The organism is Aliagarivorans marinus DSM 23064, assembly GCF_000429485.1.
Taxonomy (GTDB): domain Bacteria; phylum Pseudomonadota; class Gammaproteobacteria; order Enterobacterales; family Celerinatantimonadaceae; genus Aliagarivorans; species Aliagarivorans marinus.
This window is the reverse complement of the sequence record NZ_AUBY01000010.1, coordinates 160,623-174,534: the sequence shown is the minus strand read 5'-3', so window position 1 is coordinate 174,534 and position 13,912 is coordinate 160,623. Positions and strand designations below refer to the sequence as shown.

Below are 13,912 nucleotides of genomic sequence, written 5' to 3'. Positions count from 1 at the left end.
TTGCTATAGATAGCGCTCAAACTCGGCCATCGCCTCTTTGCTTAACCACGGGTTGATCTCGCGGCGCTTAATCGGCCCGTGGTGTTTTACGGTGAAACGTAGCAAGCGGGCGCAGTATTCGATGGCGAAGCGTGGGTTGCGCTGGGTTTCGTCACGGAAGGTGTCGCAGTCGCTGATGCCGCGTGCTCGATACAGCAGCTGCTTGAGTGAGGCATCGAAGTACATCGAATCCCCAGAGCACTGGAAGATCCCCGCTTCCATGGTACATGCGGTGTTGGAGCTCGGGTTCGTGGTATCGCGCCCGGCCTGCCAGTCCCAACTACTCTCAAAGCCGCCCAATACCCGCAACACCTCAAGCATGGCAGCCTTGCGATGGGTGAGGTTACGCCAAGGGCCAAGCTGTGGTGCGACTACCGAGTAGATGTCGAAATGCGAATTAACTGTAAAGATCTCATCGGGCGCATCTTGGGCCCAATCCACCAGTAGGTTAAGGAAGTCGTCCGGGGCGCTGCCGCGGTTATGTACCTTGGCTTTGGCAGCGGAAAACTGACGAGTTGCGCTCGGCTGGTGGCTACAACCCACAACGGGTAGCAGTAAACAGCTCAATCCTGTTTTGATTAGACGCCGACGGCTCCAGCTTCTCATTGGGTTTGCTCAACGGCCGCCTCATCGATAAACGGGGTGAGGAAAAAACTTCCTCTAGAGCCTTGTTGCCGCGCCTCCTTAAAGGGGCGATAAGCCTCGCTGTGATAGAAGGCGTCGAAATCCTGCTTGCTGGGAAACTCAATCAGCACCAACACTTGCGGCTCTAAATCGCCTTCCAATACCTCGAAATTAGTGCTTCTTAGTAGGTACTTGCCGCCGTGCTCAGCGACCATAGCGGAGACTTTTTCGGTGTACTCCTGCGTCCAACTTGTGTCGTGAACGATGGAGGTGGCTACAACGAGGTACTTCATTGATGTTACGTCCTTGTGAGTTTGGATAAGTGTTACAGGGTTTTCAGCATTGCGACATCGCAGCCGTTATGGATGGTGCCGTCCAATGGCTGGGTTAGCCGCTCAAAGCCAAGGCTGTGATAGAGGGCAATCGCGGCGTCCATATTGCTCAGGGTATCTAAGTAGCAGCGGCTGTAGCCTTGGTCTTTGGCGAAGGCTAAGCAGGCTTGGCTGAGTTGACGACCCACTCCTTGGCCGCGGCCTTGTGGCAAGATAAACAGCTTACGCAGCTCGCAGGTATCAGCGCTGTGGTTAAACGCGGCGATGCCGCCGCCCCCGACTAGCTCACCGCCTAGCTCGGCGACAAAGTAGCAGCTGCGCTGCTCGGCCAGATAGTGTTGGCTCATCTGCGCCACCTCGGCATCGGAGGGGCCGAAGCCTTCGCCAATTGCGCCAAACTCCTTACCGACTTGTAGGATAATTTGCTGGACACGGACATCATCACTGGCTTGAATGGGGCGAATGTGTAGCGACATAAGGGCTTGAGCTTAAAACGGTTAATGGAGGGGTATTGTGCATCCCCATCACAGGTTGGGCAAATTCAGACAACGGCAGAATGAGTTAAACCCACTCGTCAATCCCATCTTCGAGGCGCAACTCAACTGCTCGGTCGTGCAGAGCCTCCATCATCTTATTGCTGCCGATTAATGATTCGAGCATGTATTTGTGGCGGATATCGCCCACTTCCATATGGTTGTTGAGCAGTTTCTCCACGTAATTGAGCGAGTTAAAGCGCACGTCATCGTTTAAGTTTTCGTCGTGGCTGATGGCACTGATAACCCCCTGGGCGGAGCGGTCGGTAATCACCCCGCGATCTGCCAAGGTCGACAGGGTCAGGTAGAGCTCTTTGCGGGTGGTGTAGGTGTAATCGATGCTGCTGAGGATATCCCGAGTCTCTAGGCCCCGATAGTGTTCGCGATCCTCTTGCTCAACATCGAACACCGAGATTGATTGCCCGGGCTGAATGTTGTCTCTGGTTGTGGTGTCAGGAGCGTACTTGTTAACGATGTTCAGCTTCTGATTGATCGTCATCTGCTCAAGCCGTTGGCTGATGGCTTGCTCAAGCTTTTGGGTGTTGAGGTGGACGCCCGGCCCAAGTTTAGGGAGCTGCATAGTTACATCCGTATTAACTATTACATTATTAACTCTAAGGTCGGCAGCACTGCTGGAATATGGAGTCAATTTATTCGCAAATTTTTAACACTCAACGGTAGTTGCCTTCAGGCCCACTTTTCCAAGCGCTTTTAAGGCGAAATCAGCTGCCCAAAGTAGCCTTTTAGTTTGCTACGCAGCCACATATTGGCCGGGCTGTGGCGCATCCGTTTGTGGGTTAGCAGGCGGTAGCGAACCGGCAGGCTGGTAAAGGGGCTGGGGAGTACCTGAATCCGCATACTCTCGGCGAAGGCGTCGGCCAGGCTGCGAGCGGTCATGGCAATACAGTCGCTGTTTGCCACCATCGACATCTGTGACAGCAGGGAGTCACACACCGCTGCGATCTGCCGCTGATCTAGGTGCTCTTCAGTGTAGTAGTCCGCCAGATAAGCATCTTCGCGGCGCAGCTTTACGGTGATGTGGCGCTCTTGGTAGAACTGCTCTGCCTCTAGCGGGCCGCAGATCCGGGGGTGTTGCTCGCGGGCAATCAGACAGATCGCATCGTCGAAGAGATACTCCGAGAAGAACGATGGGGCCGAGTAGCTGGCAAAGTCGATGGCCAGATCGGCCTGCTGTTGCATCAGGCTTTGCAGCAGCTGTTCTTCATTGAGTTGGGTGGGTTGCAGTTCGATGCTGACCTTGTCCAAGCTATCATCGGCCTCAATCAGTGGCATTAGCATCAGCATCACCGGTTCGCTGGCATACACCACAAAGCGCCGGGAATGGGCGGTGCTAAACCCTTCCAAGCCTTCCAGGGCATTGTCGATTTGGGTTAGCGCCGGTTCGACTTGGCGGGCTAGCTCGTGGGCTTGATGGGTAGGTGCAATCCCACGCCCCTGCCGGACAAACAGCTGTACCCCAAGCTTTTGCTGCAAGCGCTTAAGCAAACCGCTCACGCCGGGCTGAGTCATATCCAGCGCATCCGCTGCCAGCGTAATCGATTGCTGGCGGTAGACCGCAACGAACACCTTCAACAGGTTTAGATCGATATCTTTGAACATCTAATACATAACCATTTCTGATGTTTTGTATATAGATTCATGCATGTTTTGCTATGTGTCAACTGGGTAAAGTAGCTGCGAATTGTTTACTGCGAACCGATGAGGCTCCCTATGAAAACCCGTTTTATTCCTTCTGTACTATCGCTGGCCATTGCTGTGTCATTTAACGCCAGTGCTGACTACGCAAGCTTGGAAAACTATCAAGGAAAGCCTGCCAGCGAGCATACCACGGCGGTCAATGCCGAGCTGGCCAAGCAACTGCCATGGCAGGATGTCTCAGCCTTTGAACGCACTCGCAAAGGCTTGATCGCCGAGTTTGGCGATCATCAGGCTGGCGAGCTAAAAAACCGTTTTGACTATATGTCGGATATGGACCTACAAGATTTACCTGCCAGCGTGAATCCCTCTATCTGGCGACAGGGCATGCTTAACTACGCCGCTGGTGGCTTGTATCAGGTGACCGATGGGGTCTATCAAATCCGTGGCGCTGACTTGTCGAACATGACCATCTATCGCAGCGATAATGGCTATATCATCCACGACCCGCTGCTATCGAAAGAGGCCGCCAGCGCTTCCTGGGAGTTTGCCAAGCTGCATCTGCCCGCGATTAATGGCGAGCACAAGATCACCGGTATGATCTACTCGCACATGCATGGTGATCACTTCGGTGGCTCGCGCGGCATCGTTGAGTCGGGCGATTTCGCCGAAGGCGCTGAGATCTACGCGCCGAAAGACTTTATCAAAGAGCTGGCCGACGAGAACGTGATTGCCGGTACCGCCATGAGCCGCCGGGCCAACTACCAATATGGCACGACCTTGGGTAACGATCCGAAAGGGATCGTCGACAATGCGCTGGGATTGGGCACCTCGCGAGGCAAGGTAACCTTGGTGGCGCCAACCCATGAAGTGCAGCCGCGCGAGAAGCTGATTACCATCGACGGGCTGGAGTTCCTTGCCATCAATATGCCCGGCGCCGAAGCGCCTGCAGAGATGGTGTTGTATGTGTCTAAGTACCGCTCGCTCAATACTGCCGAGCTGACCTACGACGGAATGCACAATATCTACACCTTCCGCGGCGCCAAGGTGCGTGATGCGCTGGTATGGACCAAGTATCTCACCGAGCTCAAGCTGCGCTTCGTTGATAGCGGCTTGGTCGATAACATCCACGCTGCCCACTCTGCGCCAGTGTGGAACAACCCGGACAGTGAGGTAAATGAGATCAGCGATTACATGACGCTGCAACGGGACAACTATGGCTTTATCCATAACCAAGCGATGCGTCTGGCTAACCATGGGGTCACCATCAACGATGTTGGCCGTGAGATTGAAAAGCTGGTGCCACAATCGCAGCTCGATACCTGGCACACCAATGGCTACCACGGCTCATACAGCCATAATGCGCGGGCGGTGGTGAACCTGTACTTGGGTTATCACGATATGAACCCGGTCAACACCAATCCGCTGCAAACTCAAGATAAGTCTTGCGTATATGTGCAAGCCGCTGGCGCTGAGGTGCTCTACCAAGCGGGCATGCAGCACTTTAACCAAGGCGAGTATCAGCAAGCCTCGCAGCTATTTAACGACTTGGTGCAGTGTCAGCCAGACAACACCCAGTATCGCTTTGCCTTGGCAGATAGCTTCGAGCAGCAGGGCTACCAGTCTGAGACTATGGCTTGGCGTAACTCTTACCTGCAAGGGGCGGTGGAACTGCGCACCGGCGAGATCCAGCCTTCCATCAAGCTGGCATCGCCTGATGTTATCGCCAATACCCCAACCGGTATGTTCCTAGACTTTGTGGCGGTACAGCTTAACGCCGAGAAGGCCGAGCAAGCGGGGCTGAACTTCACCTTTGGCGTCGTTCACCCAGAGCTGGATGAGCAGTTCTACGGCGAGGTGTCCAATGCCAATATGGCCAACATCGAGGTGGATACCCTTCCGCGCACCGATGTGACACTGACCATCAGCAAAGGGGATCTGACCGAGTTGGTGCTGGGGAACAGCGATCTGGATAGCTTGTTAAGCTCGGGCGCCGCTCAGCTCGAGGGCGATGGCGAGTTGCTTGAGAGCCTGATGGCGAGCTTGGACAGCTTCGATGGCCTGTTCGAAATCTTGCCAATGCCGCAGCGTTAAGTTCGGTAGCGTAAAGAAAAGCCCTCCTATCTTGGAGGGCTTTTGGCTTGGGGGAGGGGGCTTGGAGGGCTTTTGGCTTGTGGGCCAGCGCATACTGCTTGCGCCCTAAGGCGATTGCTCAACGGATTGCTTGGCCAGCCACTTATTCAGTGACTCTTCCAAGGTTTTCTTGTTGATGGGCTTGGTTAGGTAGTCGTCCATCCCGGCGTCGAGGCATTTCTCCCGGTCGCCCTGCATGGCATTGGCGGTCATGGCGATGATTGGTACTTGCTGATTGATGTTGGGATCGTTTGAGTTACGGATCCGCTGGGTGGCTTCGTAGCCATCCATCTCCGGCATCAGGCAGTCCATGTACACCAAGTCGTAGTCCGCATCGCCGGCCAAGGCGGCTAAGGCCTCTTGGCCGCTGTCGGCTTTGTCGGCGCGGATGCCGTACTTGCTGAGCATCGATTGCAGCACCAGCTGGTTGGTGGTGACATCGTCGACGATCAACACATGGGCCTTGTACTGGGGCCGCTGGGTGGGGGTATCCGGGGTGACCATGATCTGTTTGGCGCGGGCATCTTCCATCCCCGAGACTTTTTTAAGAATGTTCAGCAGATCCGCCTGCTGCATCGGCTTGGTGAGGTAGCCACTAAAGCCGATATGTTTAAACAAGGAACTATCGCCCATCTGCGCCACCGAGGAGTGCATGATCAGCTTGGTGCTCTTGAGCCTCGGTTCGGCCAAGATCCGCTCGGCCAGTTCTACTCCGCTCATCTCTGGCATCTGGTAGTCGAGTATCGCAATGGTAAAGGGCTTGCCAAGGTCGTCGGCTAGTCGCAGTGCTTCCAGTGCCTGTTCCCCCGAGCTGGCGGCATGATGTTCGATTTGCCAAATCTTGAGTAAACGGTCGAGCAGGTTGCGGTTGGTGGCGACATCGTCCACCACCAAGATCCGTTGCTGTTGCAGGTTGCCGCAAGGCAGGTAGACCACAGCGTTGTCTGGTGCGTGCTGCAAGGGCAGGCTAAACCAGAAGGTCGAGCCTTCGCCGGGGCTACTGATAACCCCTATCTCGCCGCCCATCATCTCGGTGAGGGTTTTACAGATTGCCAAGCCTAAGCCGGTGCCGCCGTACTTGCGGGTGGTGGAGCTGTCGGCTTGGGAGAAACGGGTAAACAGCTTTTCTTGCTGCTCTGGCTTGATACCAATACCGCTGTCGACCACCTCGAAGCGCACCTGATTGGCCGACTCCAACTGCTGCTCAACCGTTACATTCACCGCAATCTCGCCATGCTCGGTAAACTTAATTGCATTGTTTACCAAGTTACTCAGCACCTGACGGATCCGGCCGGGATCGCCGCGATAGCACTGGTCGATAACCGGGGTGGCAGGGCAGATCAGCTGAATGCCTTTGCGCTCGGCAGAGATGTAGAGCATGCCGCCGACATCCTCCACCAACTCACCCAAGTCGAAATCCACCGACTCCAGCTCAATTTTGCCAGCCTCAATCTTTGAGAAATCGAGGATGTCGTTGATAATCGCCAGCAACGACTCGGCACTGTTCTTGGCGGTCTCGGTCATCCTTAGCTGCTGCTCGTCTAAGTCGGTATCCAGCAGTAGATTGGTCATGCCGATAACCCCGTTCATCGGGGTGCGGATCTCATGGCTCATGGTCGACAGAAACTCGCTCTTGGCGCGGGCGGCGGCCTCGGCGTTCTTGCGTTCTTCGCGCAGCTTTTGGTTGTAATCACGCATCTGCAGGTCGCTTTTCACCAAGCTTTGCGCCATCTCATTGAGGCCTACGGTCAGCTCGGCCAACTCGTCTTTCCCTTGTAGATGCTCGCTGGAAGCCAGCAACCGTTGCCCTTGTTTAAGTTTGCCCCGCGACACTTGCTTGGTGGCATCGCGCAATAGGCGAATGCGTTTCTTGACTCGATTAGCGGCCCAAACCGCCACCAATAGTGAGGCGGCGGCAGCGAGAAAGGTGCCGAGAAACAGCACCATGCTGGTTTGGTTGGCGGAGTGCTGCGATTTCTCGATGCGTACCGCAATCAGCTTGTTCTCATACTCAATAAAGCGTGCGATCTCGGTGCGGGTGGCATCAATAATGTTTTTGCCAACCTCTTGTTGCACCAGCTCCACAATGCTCTGCATCGAGGCTTGACCATCACTGACCAGCTCTCGCTGTAGGATCTCCTTGTACGCGGCCTCGAGCAGCCACTGGTCATGCAGCTCGCCAATCGTGGCTAGGCGTGCAACCTGAGCCGGATTATCGCTGACTTGATTGGATAGCGCGGCCAGCTTTTGCTCCCACACACTTAATGACGCGTGAAAGGGCTCGAGAAAGTCTTCGTTGCCGGTGAGCAGATAGCCGCGTTTACCGGTTTCCATATCCACCACCAGGCTCAGCAGCTCTTGGGCGCGGGCAATCGTCTTGTGGGTGTGGGCGACCCAGTGGTTGTCTTCCACCATCGATTGGGTGTTCTGGTAGGCTGAGACTGACACCAACAGCATCAGTAGCACTGGAATGGCAAAGCTACCTAGTAACTTCTTTTGTACAGAGAGGTTTTCAACGCGAAGGATCAGTGGAGGCATATCAAACCAGCGAGTAATGAATGGAATAGTTTTCAGTCTAGAACAAGTGTCTGATTTGTTAGTAATCAAGGTCTTGAAATTTGGCGAGTGCTGAATAAGCAAAAAGGCTGGAAGCATGCACTCCCAGCCTTTGAAATAACCAATAACAACGGGTTAGATCTGCCCTTTCCAAGGCACCAGCTTGGTTTCCATATAGCGCATCAACATATCGAACAGGTAGGCGATCACCCCGATAATCACGATCCCGGCAATCACCACGTCGGTCACCAAGAACTCCGAGGCGTTCAGTACCATAAAGCCGATACCGCGCTCAGCGGCGACCATCTCAGCGGCCACCAAGGTGGTCCAGCCAAAGCCGATGGCGATGCGCATACCGGTCAGAATATCCGGCAGGGCGCCGTGCAGAATCACCTGAGTCACCACTTGCCAGCGACTGGCGCCCATCGAGTAGGCCACCTGGATCTGCTCAATCTTCACCGAGCTGACACCGGCGCGGGCACTGAGCACCACTGGGGCCAACATGGCGAGGAAGATCAGCATAATCTTGCTGCTCTCATCGATACCCATCCAGATAATCACCAATGGCAGGTAAGCCAGCGGCGGCAGTGGACGGTAGAACTCAATCAGCGGATCGAAGATACCGCGCATCACCCGGCTGCAGCCAATCGCCACACCTAAAGGAATGCCAATCAGGCAGGCCAAGGCAAACGAGCCGAAGATCCGCCCCAGACTGGCCGCTAAGTGCTGGCCCAAGGTAGCGCCGGAGAAGCCATCGAGGGTGATATCGACCATCCGCGCCACTACATCCACCGGCGAGGGCAAGAACAGCGGGCGCACCATGCCTGTTTCAGTAACCAAGGCCCACAGGCCGATAAAGAACAGGGTGGAGAACAGCGCGATGATGCGGCTGTCGCCTGCGCCGGGCTGGCCGTAGTACTCGCCACTGGCCACCGGTGAGCCTTTTTGCAGCTTATTTAGCTGGCGGACAATCATTTGCGCGAAGGGGGTGAGCTCGCGGCCATTGCTGCTTGTGGTGACAGCGGGCGCGGGCTTTTTGATGCTGGGTTTGGTTGCCTCGGCGCTCTCAGGCATCTCACTGAGCGCATCCATGGGTAGGCTGTTGCTCGTCATAATCACTCCTAGGCTGCGATTTCGTCGCCGTGAATAATGGCGAGGATTTTCTCGCGCATCGCAATAAACTCAGGGCTGGATTTCACCTGACGGGCATTGCGGGTCTCGAGAAATTGTTGGTTAAAGTTGAGTTCAAACTCGTGGGTAATCCGGCCGGGGCGCGGCGACATCACGATCAGGCGAGTAGCCAGTAGCAGCGCTTCATCCACGTCGTGGGTGATGAAGAACATCATCTTGTGGGTCTCGCGCCACACATCCAGCAGCAGCTCTTGCAGTGATTCGCGGGTCAGCGCATCCAGCGCGCCGAGTGGCTCATCCAGTAGTAGCATCTGTGGGTCGTTGGTCAGGGCGCGGGCAATACCGACACGTTGCTGCATCCCGCCGGAGAGTTGGTAGATCTTGTGCTGGTGGAAGTCTTCTAGGCCCACCAGTTTGAGAAACTTAGCGGCACGTTCGCGGCGCTCTTGCTTGTCGACCCCTTGTAGCTTGAGGCCGAACTCGGTGTTTTCAATCACATTCAGCCAAGGTAGCAAGGCGTGCTTTTGAAACACCACCCCGCGGTCTGCGCCGGGGCCGGTGACTTCGTCGCCGATATCCAGCCCAACGGCAACCCGTGGGTAGCCTTCGATTCGACTATCGCCCAAGGTGAGGTAGCCATCGGTGGGGCGGATAAAGCCGGCAATCAGGTTGAGCAGGGTGGTCTTGCCGCAGCCAGAAGCACCCAACGCAACGACCAGATCGCCTTGCTCGATAGTCAGGTTGACTTCATTAAGGGCGGTGACTGGGTCACCGCCTTGAGCTGCAGGATAGACAACCGAGACGTCGTGGATCTTTAACTTATTCATGGTTGATTCCTGTGCTGATTCAGATAGTTGCTTATTACGTTTATGACCTGCGCGCTGTTACATCTCGGCAGCGGCTTCAGCAAAGCTGGTGTTCACAAATTGGCTGTAGTCAGGCAGCAGCTCGTTAATCTTCTTCTGCTCTTTCAAGAACTCAGAGGTGAACTGCAGCGACTTGGTGGCACCGCCATCTGCGCCACAGCCCAGCCAGGCACAGCTCAATTGGGTGTCGATATCTGGGAAGTCATACAGGGCCAGCACTTCAGGCACGGTTTCCAGTTCACCGCCGCTCACTTTGGCAATCGATTGGGCAATCGGGTGATCGGGCGTGAAGGCCTGTTTGTTGTCGCGATACTCTGCATCCAAGTCGGAGATGATCTTCACCAGCTTGTTCATAAACTCGGTGTTTTCAGCGGCGAACTCGGTGCCCACCACCAGGCCATCGAAGGTCGGCTTGCCCCAAGCGCTGAGGGTGGCTGAGGAGATCAGCACCTTACCGCTTTGCTTGATGGTGCCAAGGGCCGGATCCCAGATAAAGGCACCGTCGATATCGCCGCGCTGCCAAGCCGCCGCAATCGCGTTGGGCTGCATGTTAATCAGCTTCACGTCTTTCTCGGTCAGGCCGAACTGCTCTAGTGCGAACAGGGCGTGGAAGTGGGTGGTTGATACAAAGGGCACCGCAATGCGCTTGCCAACCAAGTCTTTCGGTTCATTGATGCCTGAGTCCTCATGTACCACCAGTGCTTCTGCATCGGCGATGTTCTCCAGAATCCAGAACAGTTGCATATCAACGCCGCGGCTTACCGCACTGGCAATCGGGCTGGAACCGGCCGAGGTGATATCCACCGCGCCTGCGGCCATGGCGGTCATCGCTTTCGCACCAGAGTCGAAGCGGCGCCACTTGATGGTGTAGCCGGTTTCTTTCTCAACCAGTTGTTGGTCGATGGCGTGCTTCCATGGGTTAAACATTCCCTGATACCCAATGGTGACTTCTTTGGCGCTGACGCTGGCAGCCATCACAGCTGCAGTAATGGCGACAAGGCCTCGTTTCAAAATTCGTGTGTTCATAACTCATCCTTTGTTACTTAAACGACCGATGGACCGTGATTGAGGTTCATCTTTAAGTTACTTGCGCGTATTCCCATGGCTTAGGGCCAATTTTTTAAATCGTTGGTCCAGCGTCTGCTGGCTGTATTTTGTTCGTGGCTGGCGGAGAAATTGCAGTGCCTACCTTCACTAATGGGGTGCAATGCAAGATTTCGTCCTGATTCAGGGAGGGTGTATGACCGAGCTATTAATTAATCTGGAACTCAAGCCGGGTAAGAGCTACCAGCAGCAGATCCGAGAGAAACTCGTTGAATTAATTAGCAAAGGCCAGTTTGGCGGGCGCCCGCTGCCGTCCAGCCGCAGGATGGCTAAGCTGCTGGGGGTATCGCGAAACACCGTGGTTCTGGTCTATGAAAGCCTGGTGGATGAGGGCTATTTATTGGCAAAAGAGCGCAGTGGTTTCTTTGTAAACCCGGAAGTTCAGGAGGCAAGCCTCCCCAAGGTAGTGCAAAACCCTACTGATAATAAGGATAATGCGCCAAAGTGGAGCGCACGTATCCAGCACCAGCCCAGTGCCTATAGTCGACTAAATAAAGACAAGGCTTGGCTCAGTTATCCCTATCCCTTTATCTATGGGCAGATCGAAGCCAAAGAGTTCCCCATCTATCAGTGGCGCGAATGCCTGCGCATCGCCCAAAGCCGCAACAGCCTGCACGAGTGGGTGGAAGATTACATCGACGATGATGACCCAGAGCTGGTGGCGCAGATCCGCCAGCAGATCCTCTCAAAGCGCGGCATCGTGGCCGAAGAGGGCGAAGTGCTGGTGACCATGGGCACCCAAAACTCGCTGTTTATGCTGGCCTCTCTACTGGCCGGGCCGCAGGTGAAGGTAGGCATGGAAGACCCCGGCTATGCCGATCTGCGCAACATCTTTAAGTATCAGCAGGCCCAGCTCAAGCCTTTGGACTTGGACGAGCAGGGCCTGGTGCTAGGCGAGCAACTGCGCGATTGCGACTATGTGTGCGTAACCCCGAGCCATCAATATCCCACCACCGTGACCATGCCACTGGAGCGGCGTCAGCGCTTGTTGGCGCAGGCGGAGCGGGACGATTTTCTGGTGATAGAAGATGACTACGAAAGCGAGGTTAACTTTATTGAAGCGCCGCTGCCGGCACTCAAAAGCCTCGATAGCAGCGGCCGGGTGATCTACGTGGGCAGCCTGTCTAAGTCGCTCTCGCCGGGATTGCGGTTGGGCTATATTGTCGCGGATCGCCGCCTCATCGATGAGCTGCGCGCACTGCGCCGGCTTAACTATCGCCATCCTCCCGCCAACAACCAGCGCACCTTGGCGCTGTTTATTGCTCAGGGCTATTACGATAGCCATGTGCGTCGAATGCGCCGCCTCTACGAGCAAAAATGGTGGCAGGTTAAGCAAGGGCTGGATCGCTATCTAAGCCATTGCCAACTGCACTCTACCCCCGGTAGCTTTTGCTTCTGGCTGGGGCTGCCTGATGGCCTTAGCAGCGAATACTTGGTGGCCGAAGCGGCCAAGCTGGGGATCTTGGTTGAGTCGGGCGATAGCCTATTCTTCAACGGCATGCCCGAGCAGCACTATATTCGCATCGGCTTCTCGGCCATTGAGAGTGACAAGATTGAAGCGGGCTTGAGCAAACTGGGTGAGCTGATTAGTCAGCTCACCGGTTTACCCAGACCGGTCAAGGCGAAGAGTGTAGCGTGAGGAGATTGGGCGGCTAAGCCTTAGTAGAATGCGGGGTGGTAGCTTACGTCGCCACTAGGCTTGCGGCTGCTCATCGCAAGCGCCATAAAGTAATCCTGAGGGATACCCGGGAAGACAATGGTGTCATCGTGCTTAAAGCCAAATCGTCCGTAGTAGCTTGGGTCTCCCATCACCACCAAGCCTTCCGCGCCTCGTTGCTGCATCATTTCCAGCGCTTGGCGGATGAGCAGCGATCCCACGCCTTTCCCTTGCTTAGCAGGTAGCACCGATACCGGGCCAAGACCAAACCAGCCTTGCTCGACTTCGGCCTCACCAATCTTCACTGGAGACAGGGCGATATGGCCGACTATCTTGCCATCAACTTCGGCCACTAGTGACAGGCTAAGCGCACCGGCCTCACGCAGTTTGTCTACGATCAGATGCTCGGTGGGCTCGGCGCCGGGTTCATGATGGGGATGGCCCTTAAACGCGGCATAGGTTAATGCGCGGATGGCATCGATGTCGGCTGGGGCTTCATGACGAATTTGCATGCGGAGTCTTCTCAATATTTTGCTAGATATCACCCATCCTAAACTATGGAGTTATAGACAGGTCAACACTCCTTAATCAATAAGCCACTTAGTGGTTGCGGCTCCACGCTGCACACCAGCGGCTATTCTTGAGGGGGTACTTTCATAGGAGTTCAATATGCTGGCCAAAATCATCGGTGTTTTATTAATTGTGGCGGGCGTTGTATTAGCGTGGAATCCCGAGCTTGTCAGCAACAAGCCCATTCCCAGCGATACCTTTCAAGCCACCGAGCGGCGGATTTGGTGGGGCCTACTCATCGGTGTTGGGACGCTGCTGATGTTCCACCATCAGCTGCAGCCTTGGGGCGCAACCATTGCCGCCACTGGCGCGTCGCTGTTGTTTGGCCTGTTGGTGGCAAGGCTGATTGGCATCATGCTCGATGGCCCGGTGGTTAAGCAATGGATTAACGTGGGAATCGAGTTAGTTATTCTGCTGCCGTTGGTATGGTGGTACTTTCGTGCCAGCGCCTAGTTCATATTCAGGGTAATCACCCAACGAACCTATGGTTATTTACTGGGCAACTGCTAAGATTGCCCACCTACATTCATCAAACTAAATAAAGGAGGTACCCCATGTCTTTGTGTGAATTCTATTTCTCACAATTTTTTGGTTACGCGCCTTGCTCAAGTTTTGCCGGTATCGTGCTGCGATAACCTCTGCTTGAGCGAAGAATCCATTAATACAGACTAGAGTCTCTTCCCTCTAGCTTACTAGGTTGTCGTCAGCATT

13 protein-coding genes are annotated in these 13,912 nt (G+C 55.0%); 3 read left to right on the top strand and 10 right to left on the bottom strand.

Going from position 1 to position 13,912, the window contains the following annotated elements:
* Nucleotides 1-3: 3 nt before the first annotated feature.
* The 5 genes from G461_RS0103975 to G461_RS0103955 all read right to left on the bottom strand — a co-directional run bounded on the left by G461_RS0103975 (nt 4) and on the right by G461_RS0103955 (nt 3,148).
* Nucleotides 4-645, bottom strand: coding sequence for a hypothetical protein (locus tag G461_RS0103975; RefSeq protein ID WP_211236241.1), 642 nt, complete (start codon nt 643-645; stop codon nt 4-6).
* Nucleotides 642-956 carry a DUF1330 domain-containing protein gene (locus tag G461_RS23220; protein ID WP_051333339.1) on the bottom strand — a complete coding sequence of 105 codons (315 nt, stop codon included), beginning with the start codon at nt 954-956 and terminating at the stop codon, nt 642-644. Before G461_RS23220 ends, G461_RS0103975 begins: the two co-directional genes overlap by 4 nt.
* A gap of 32 nt (nt 957-988) precedes the next feature.
* A complete protein-coding gene (locus G461_RS0103965; RefSeq protein WP_026970882.1) occupies nt 989-1,471 on the bottom strand; it encodes a GNAT family N-acetyltransferase in 483 nt (160 codons plus the stop codon).
* 85 nt (nt 1,472-1,556) lie between these two features.
* A complete protein-coding gene (locus tag G461_RS0103960) occupies nt 1,557-2,108 on the bottom strand; it encodes a hypothetical protein (RefSeq protein WP_026970881.1) in 552 nt (183 codons plus the stop codon).
* A 131-nt stretch (nt 2,109-2,239) separates the two neighbouring features.
* Nucleotides 2,240-3,148: a LysR family transcriptional regulator gene (locus G461_RS0103955; RefSeq protein WP_026970880.1), complete on the bottom strand. Its 909-nt coding sequence runs from the start codon at nt 3,146-3,148 to the stop codon at nt 2,240-2,242.
* A gap of 111 nt (nt 3,149-3,259) precedes the next feature.
* Between G461_RS0103955 and G461_RS0103950 the strand changes: the two genes are divergently transcribed.
* On the top strand, nt 3,260-5,278 hold the full coding sequence (locus G461_RS0103950; protein ID WP_026970879.1) for an alkyl/aryl-sulfatase: 2,019 nt from the start codon (nt 3,260-3,262) through the stop codon (nt 5,276-5,278).
* Nucleotides 5,279-5,383: 105 nt separating this feature from the next.
* Here the strand turns inward: G461_RS0103950 and G461_RS23215 are convergent, their stop codons facing one another.
* The 4 genes from G461_RS23215 to tauA form a co-directional block, all read right to left on the bottom strand.
* Entirely contained in the window at nt 5,384-7,855 is a 2,472-nt protein-coding gene (locus G461_RS23215; protein WP_169727226.1) for a response regulator, read from the bottom strand.
* Between the two features lie 153 nt (nt 7,856-8,008).
* Nucleotides 8,009-8,986, bottom strand: a complete 978-nt coding sequence (locus G461_RS0103940) for an ABC transporter permease subunit (protein WP_026970878.1) — start codon at nt 8,984-8,986, stop codon at nt 8,009-8,011.
* A gap of 8 nt (nt 8,987-8,994) precedes the next feature.
* Nucleotides 8,995-9,831 carry a taurine ABC transporter ATP-binding protein gene (locus G461_RS0103935; RefSeq protein WP_026958864.1) on the bottom strand — a complete coding sequence of 279 codons (837 nt, stop codon included), beginning with the start codon at nt 9,829-9,831 and terminating at the stop codon, nt 8,995-8,997.
* Nucleotides 9,832-9,888: 57 nt separating this feature from the next.
* The gene (tauA, locus tag G461_RS0103930) at nt 9,889-10,896 is read right to left on the bottom strand and encodes a taurine ABC transporter substrate-binding protein (RefSeq protein WP_026970877.1); all 1,008 of its coding nucleotides are present in this window, start codon (nt 10,894-10,896) and stop codon (nt 9,889-9,891) included.
* A gap of 214 nt (nt 10,897-11,110) precedes the next feature.
* On the opposite strand from tauA, the gene pdxR reads away from it, so the two are divergent.
* Nucleotides 11,111-12,613 (top strand): MocR-like pyridoxine biosynthesis transcription factor PdxR, encoded by a 1,503-nt coding sequence (gene pdxR / locus G461_RS23210; RefSeq protein ID WP_051333337.1) that lies wholly within the window; start codon nt 11,111-11,113, stop codon nt 12,611-12,613.
* Between the two features lie 20 nt (nt 12,614-12,633).
* On the opposite strand, the gene G461_RS0103920 is transcribed toward pdxR, so the two are convergent.
* The gene (locus G461_RS0103920) at nt 12,634-13,143 is read right to left on the bottom strand and encodes a GNAT family N-acetyltransferase (RefSeq protein WP_026970876.1); all 510 of its coding nucleotides are present in this window, start codon (nt 13,141-13,143) and stop codon (nt 12,634-12,636) included.
* 157 nt (nt 13,144-13,300) lie between these two features.
* Between G461_RS0103920 and G461_RS0103915 the strand changes: the two genes are divergently transcribed.
* On the top strand, nt 13,301-13,654 hold the full coding sequence (locus G461_RS0103915) for a DUF4345 family protein (RefSeq protein ID WP_026970875.1): 354 nt from the start codon (nt 13,301-13,303) through the stop codon (nt 13,652-13,654).
* The last annotated feature ends 258 nt before the right edge of the window (nt 13,655-13,912 follow it).

What these genes read in the sequence shown, in the direction of transcription:
- G461_RS0103975 (WP_211236241.1), bottom strand. Translation starts at nt 645, where the DNA reads ATGAGAAGCTGGAGCCGTCGGCGTCTAATCAAAACAGGATTGAGCTGT.
- G461_RS23220 (WP_051333339.1), bottom strand. Translation starts at nt 956, where the DNA reads ATGAAGTACCTCGTTGTAGCCACCTCCATCGTTCACGACACAAGTTGG.
- G461_RS0103965 (WP_026970882.1), bottom strand. Translation starts at nt 1,471, where the DNA reads ATGTCGCTACACATTCGCCCCATTCAAGCCAGTGATGATGTCCGTGTC.
- G461_RS0103960 (WP_026970881.1), bottom strand. Translation starts at nt 2,108, where the DNA reads ATGCAGCTCCCTAAACTTGGGCCGGGCGTCCACCTCAACACCCAAAAG.
- G461_RS0103955 (WP_026970880.1), bottom strand. Translation starts at nt 3,148, where the DNA reads ATGTTCAAAGATATCGATCTAAACCTGTTGAAGGTGTTCGTTGCGGTC.
- G461_RS0103950 (WP_026970879.1), top strand. Translation starts at nt 3,260, where the DNA reads ATGAAAACCCGTTTTATTCCTTCTGTACTATCGCTGGCCATTGCTGTG.
- G461_RS23215 (WP_169727226.1), bottom strand. Translation starts at nt 7,855, where the DNA reads ATGCCTCCACTGATCCTTCGCGTTGAAAACCTCTCTGTACAAAAGAAG.
- G461_RS0103940 (WP_026970878.1), bottom strand. Translation starts at nt 8,986, where the DNA reads ATGACGAGCAACAGCCTACCCATGGATGCGCTCAGTGAGATGCCTGAG.
- G461_RS0103935 (WP_026958864.1), bottom strand. Translation starts at nt 9,831, where the DNA reads ATGAATAAGTTAAAGATCCACGACGTCTCGGTTGTCTATCCTGCAGCT.
- tauA (WP_026970877.1), bottom strand. Translation starts at nt 10,896, where the DNA reads ATGAACACACGAATTTTGAAACGAGGCCTTGTCGCCATTACTGCAGCT.
- pdxR (WP_051333337.1), top strand. Translation starts at nt 11,111, where the DNA reads ATGACCGAGCTATTAATTAATCTGGAACTCAAGCCGGGTAAGAGCTAC.
- G461_RS0103920 (WP_026970876.1), bottom strand. Translation starts at nt 13,143, where the DNA reads ATGCAAATTCGTCATGAAGCCCCAGCCGACATCGATGCCATCCGCGCA.
- G461_RS0103915 (WP_026970875.1), top strand. Translation starts at nt 13,301, where the DNA reads ATGCTGGCCAAAATCATCGGTGTTTTATTAATTGTGGCGGGCGTTGTA.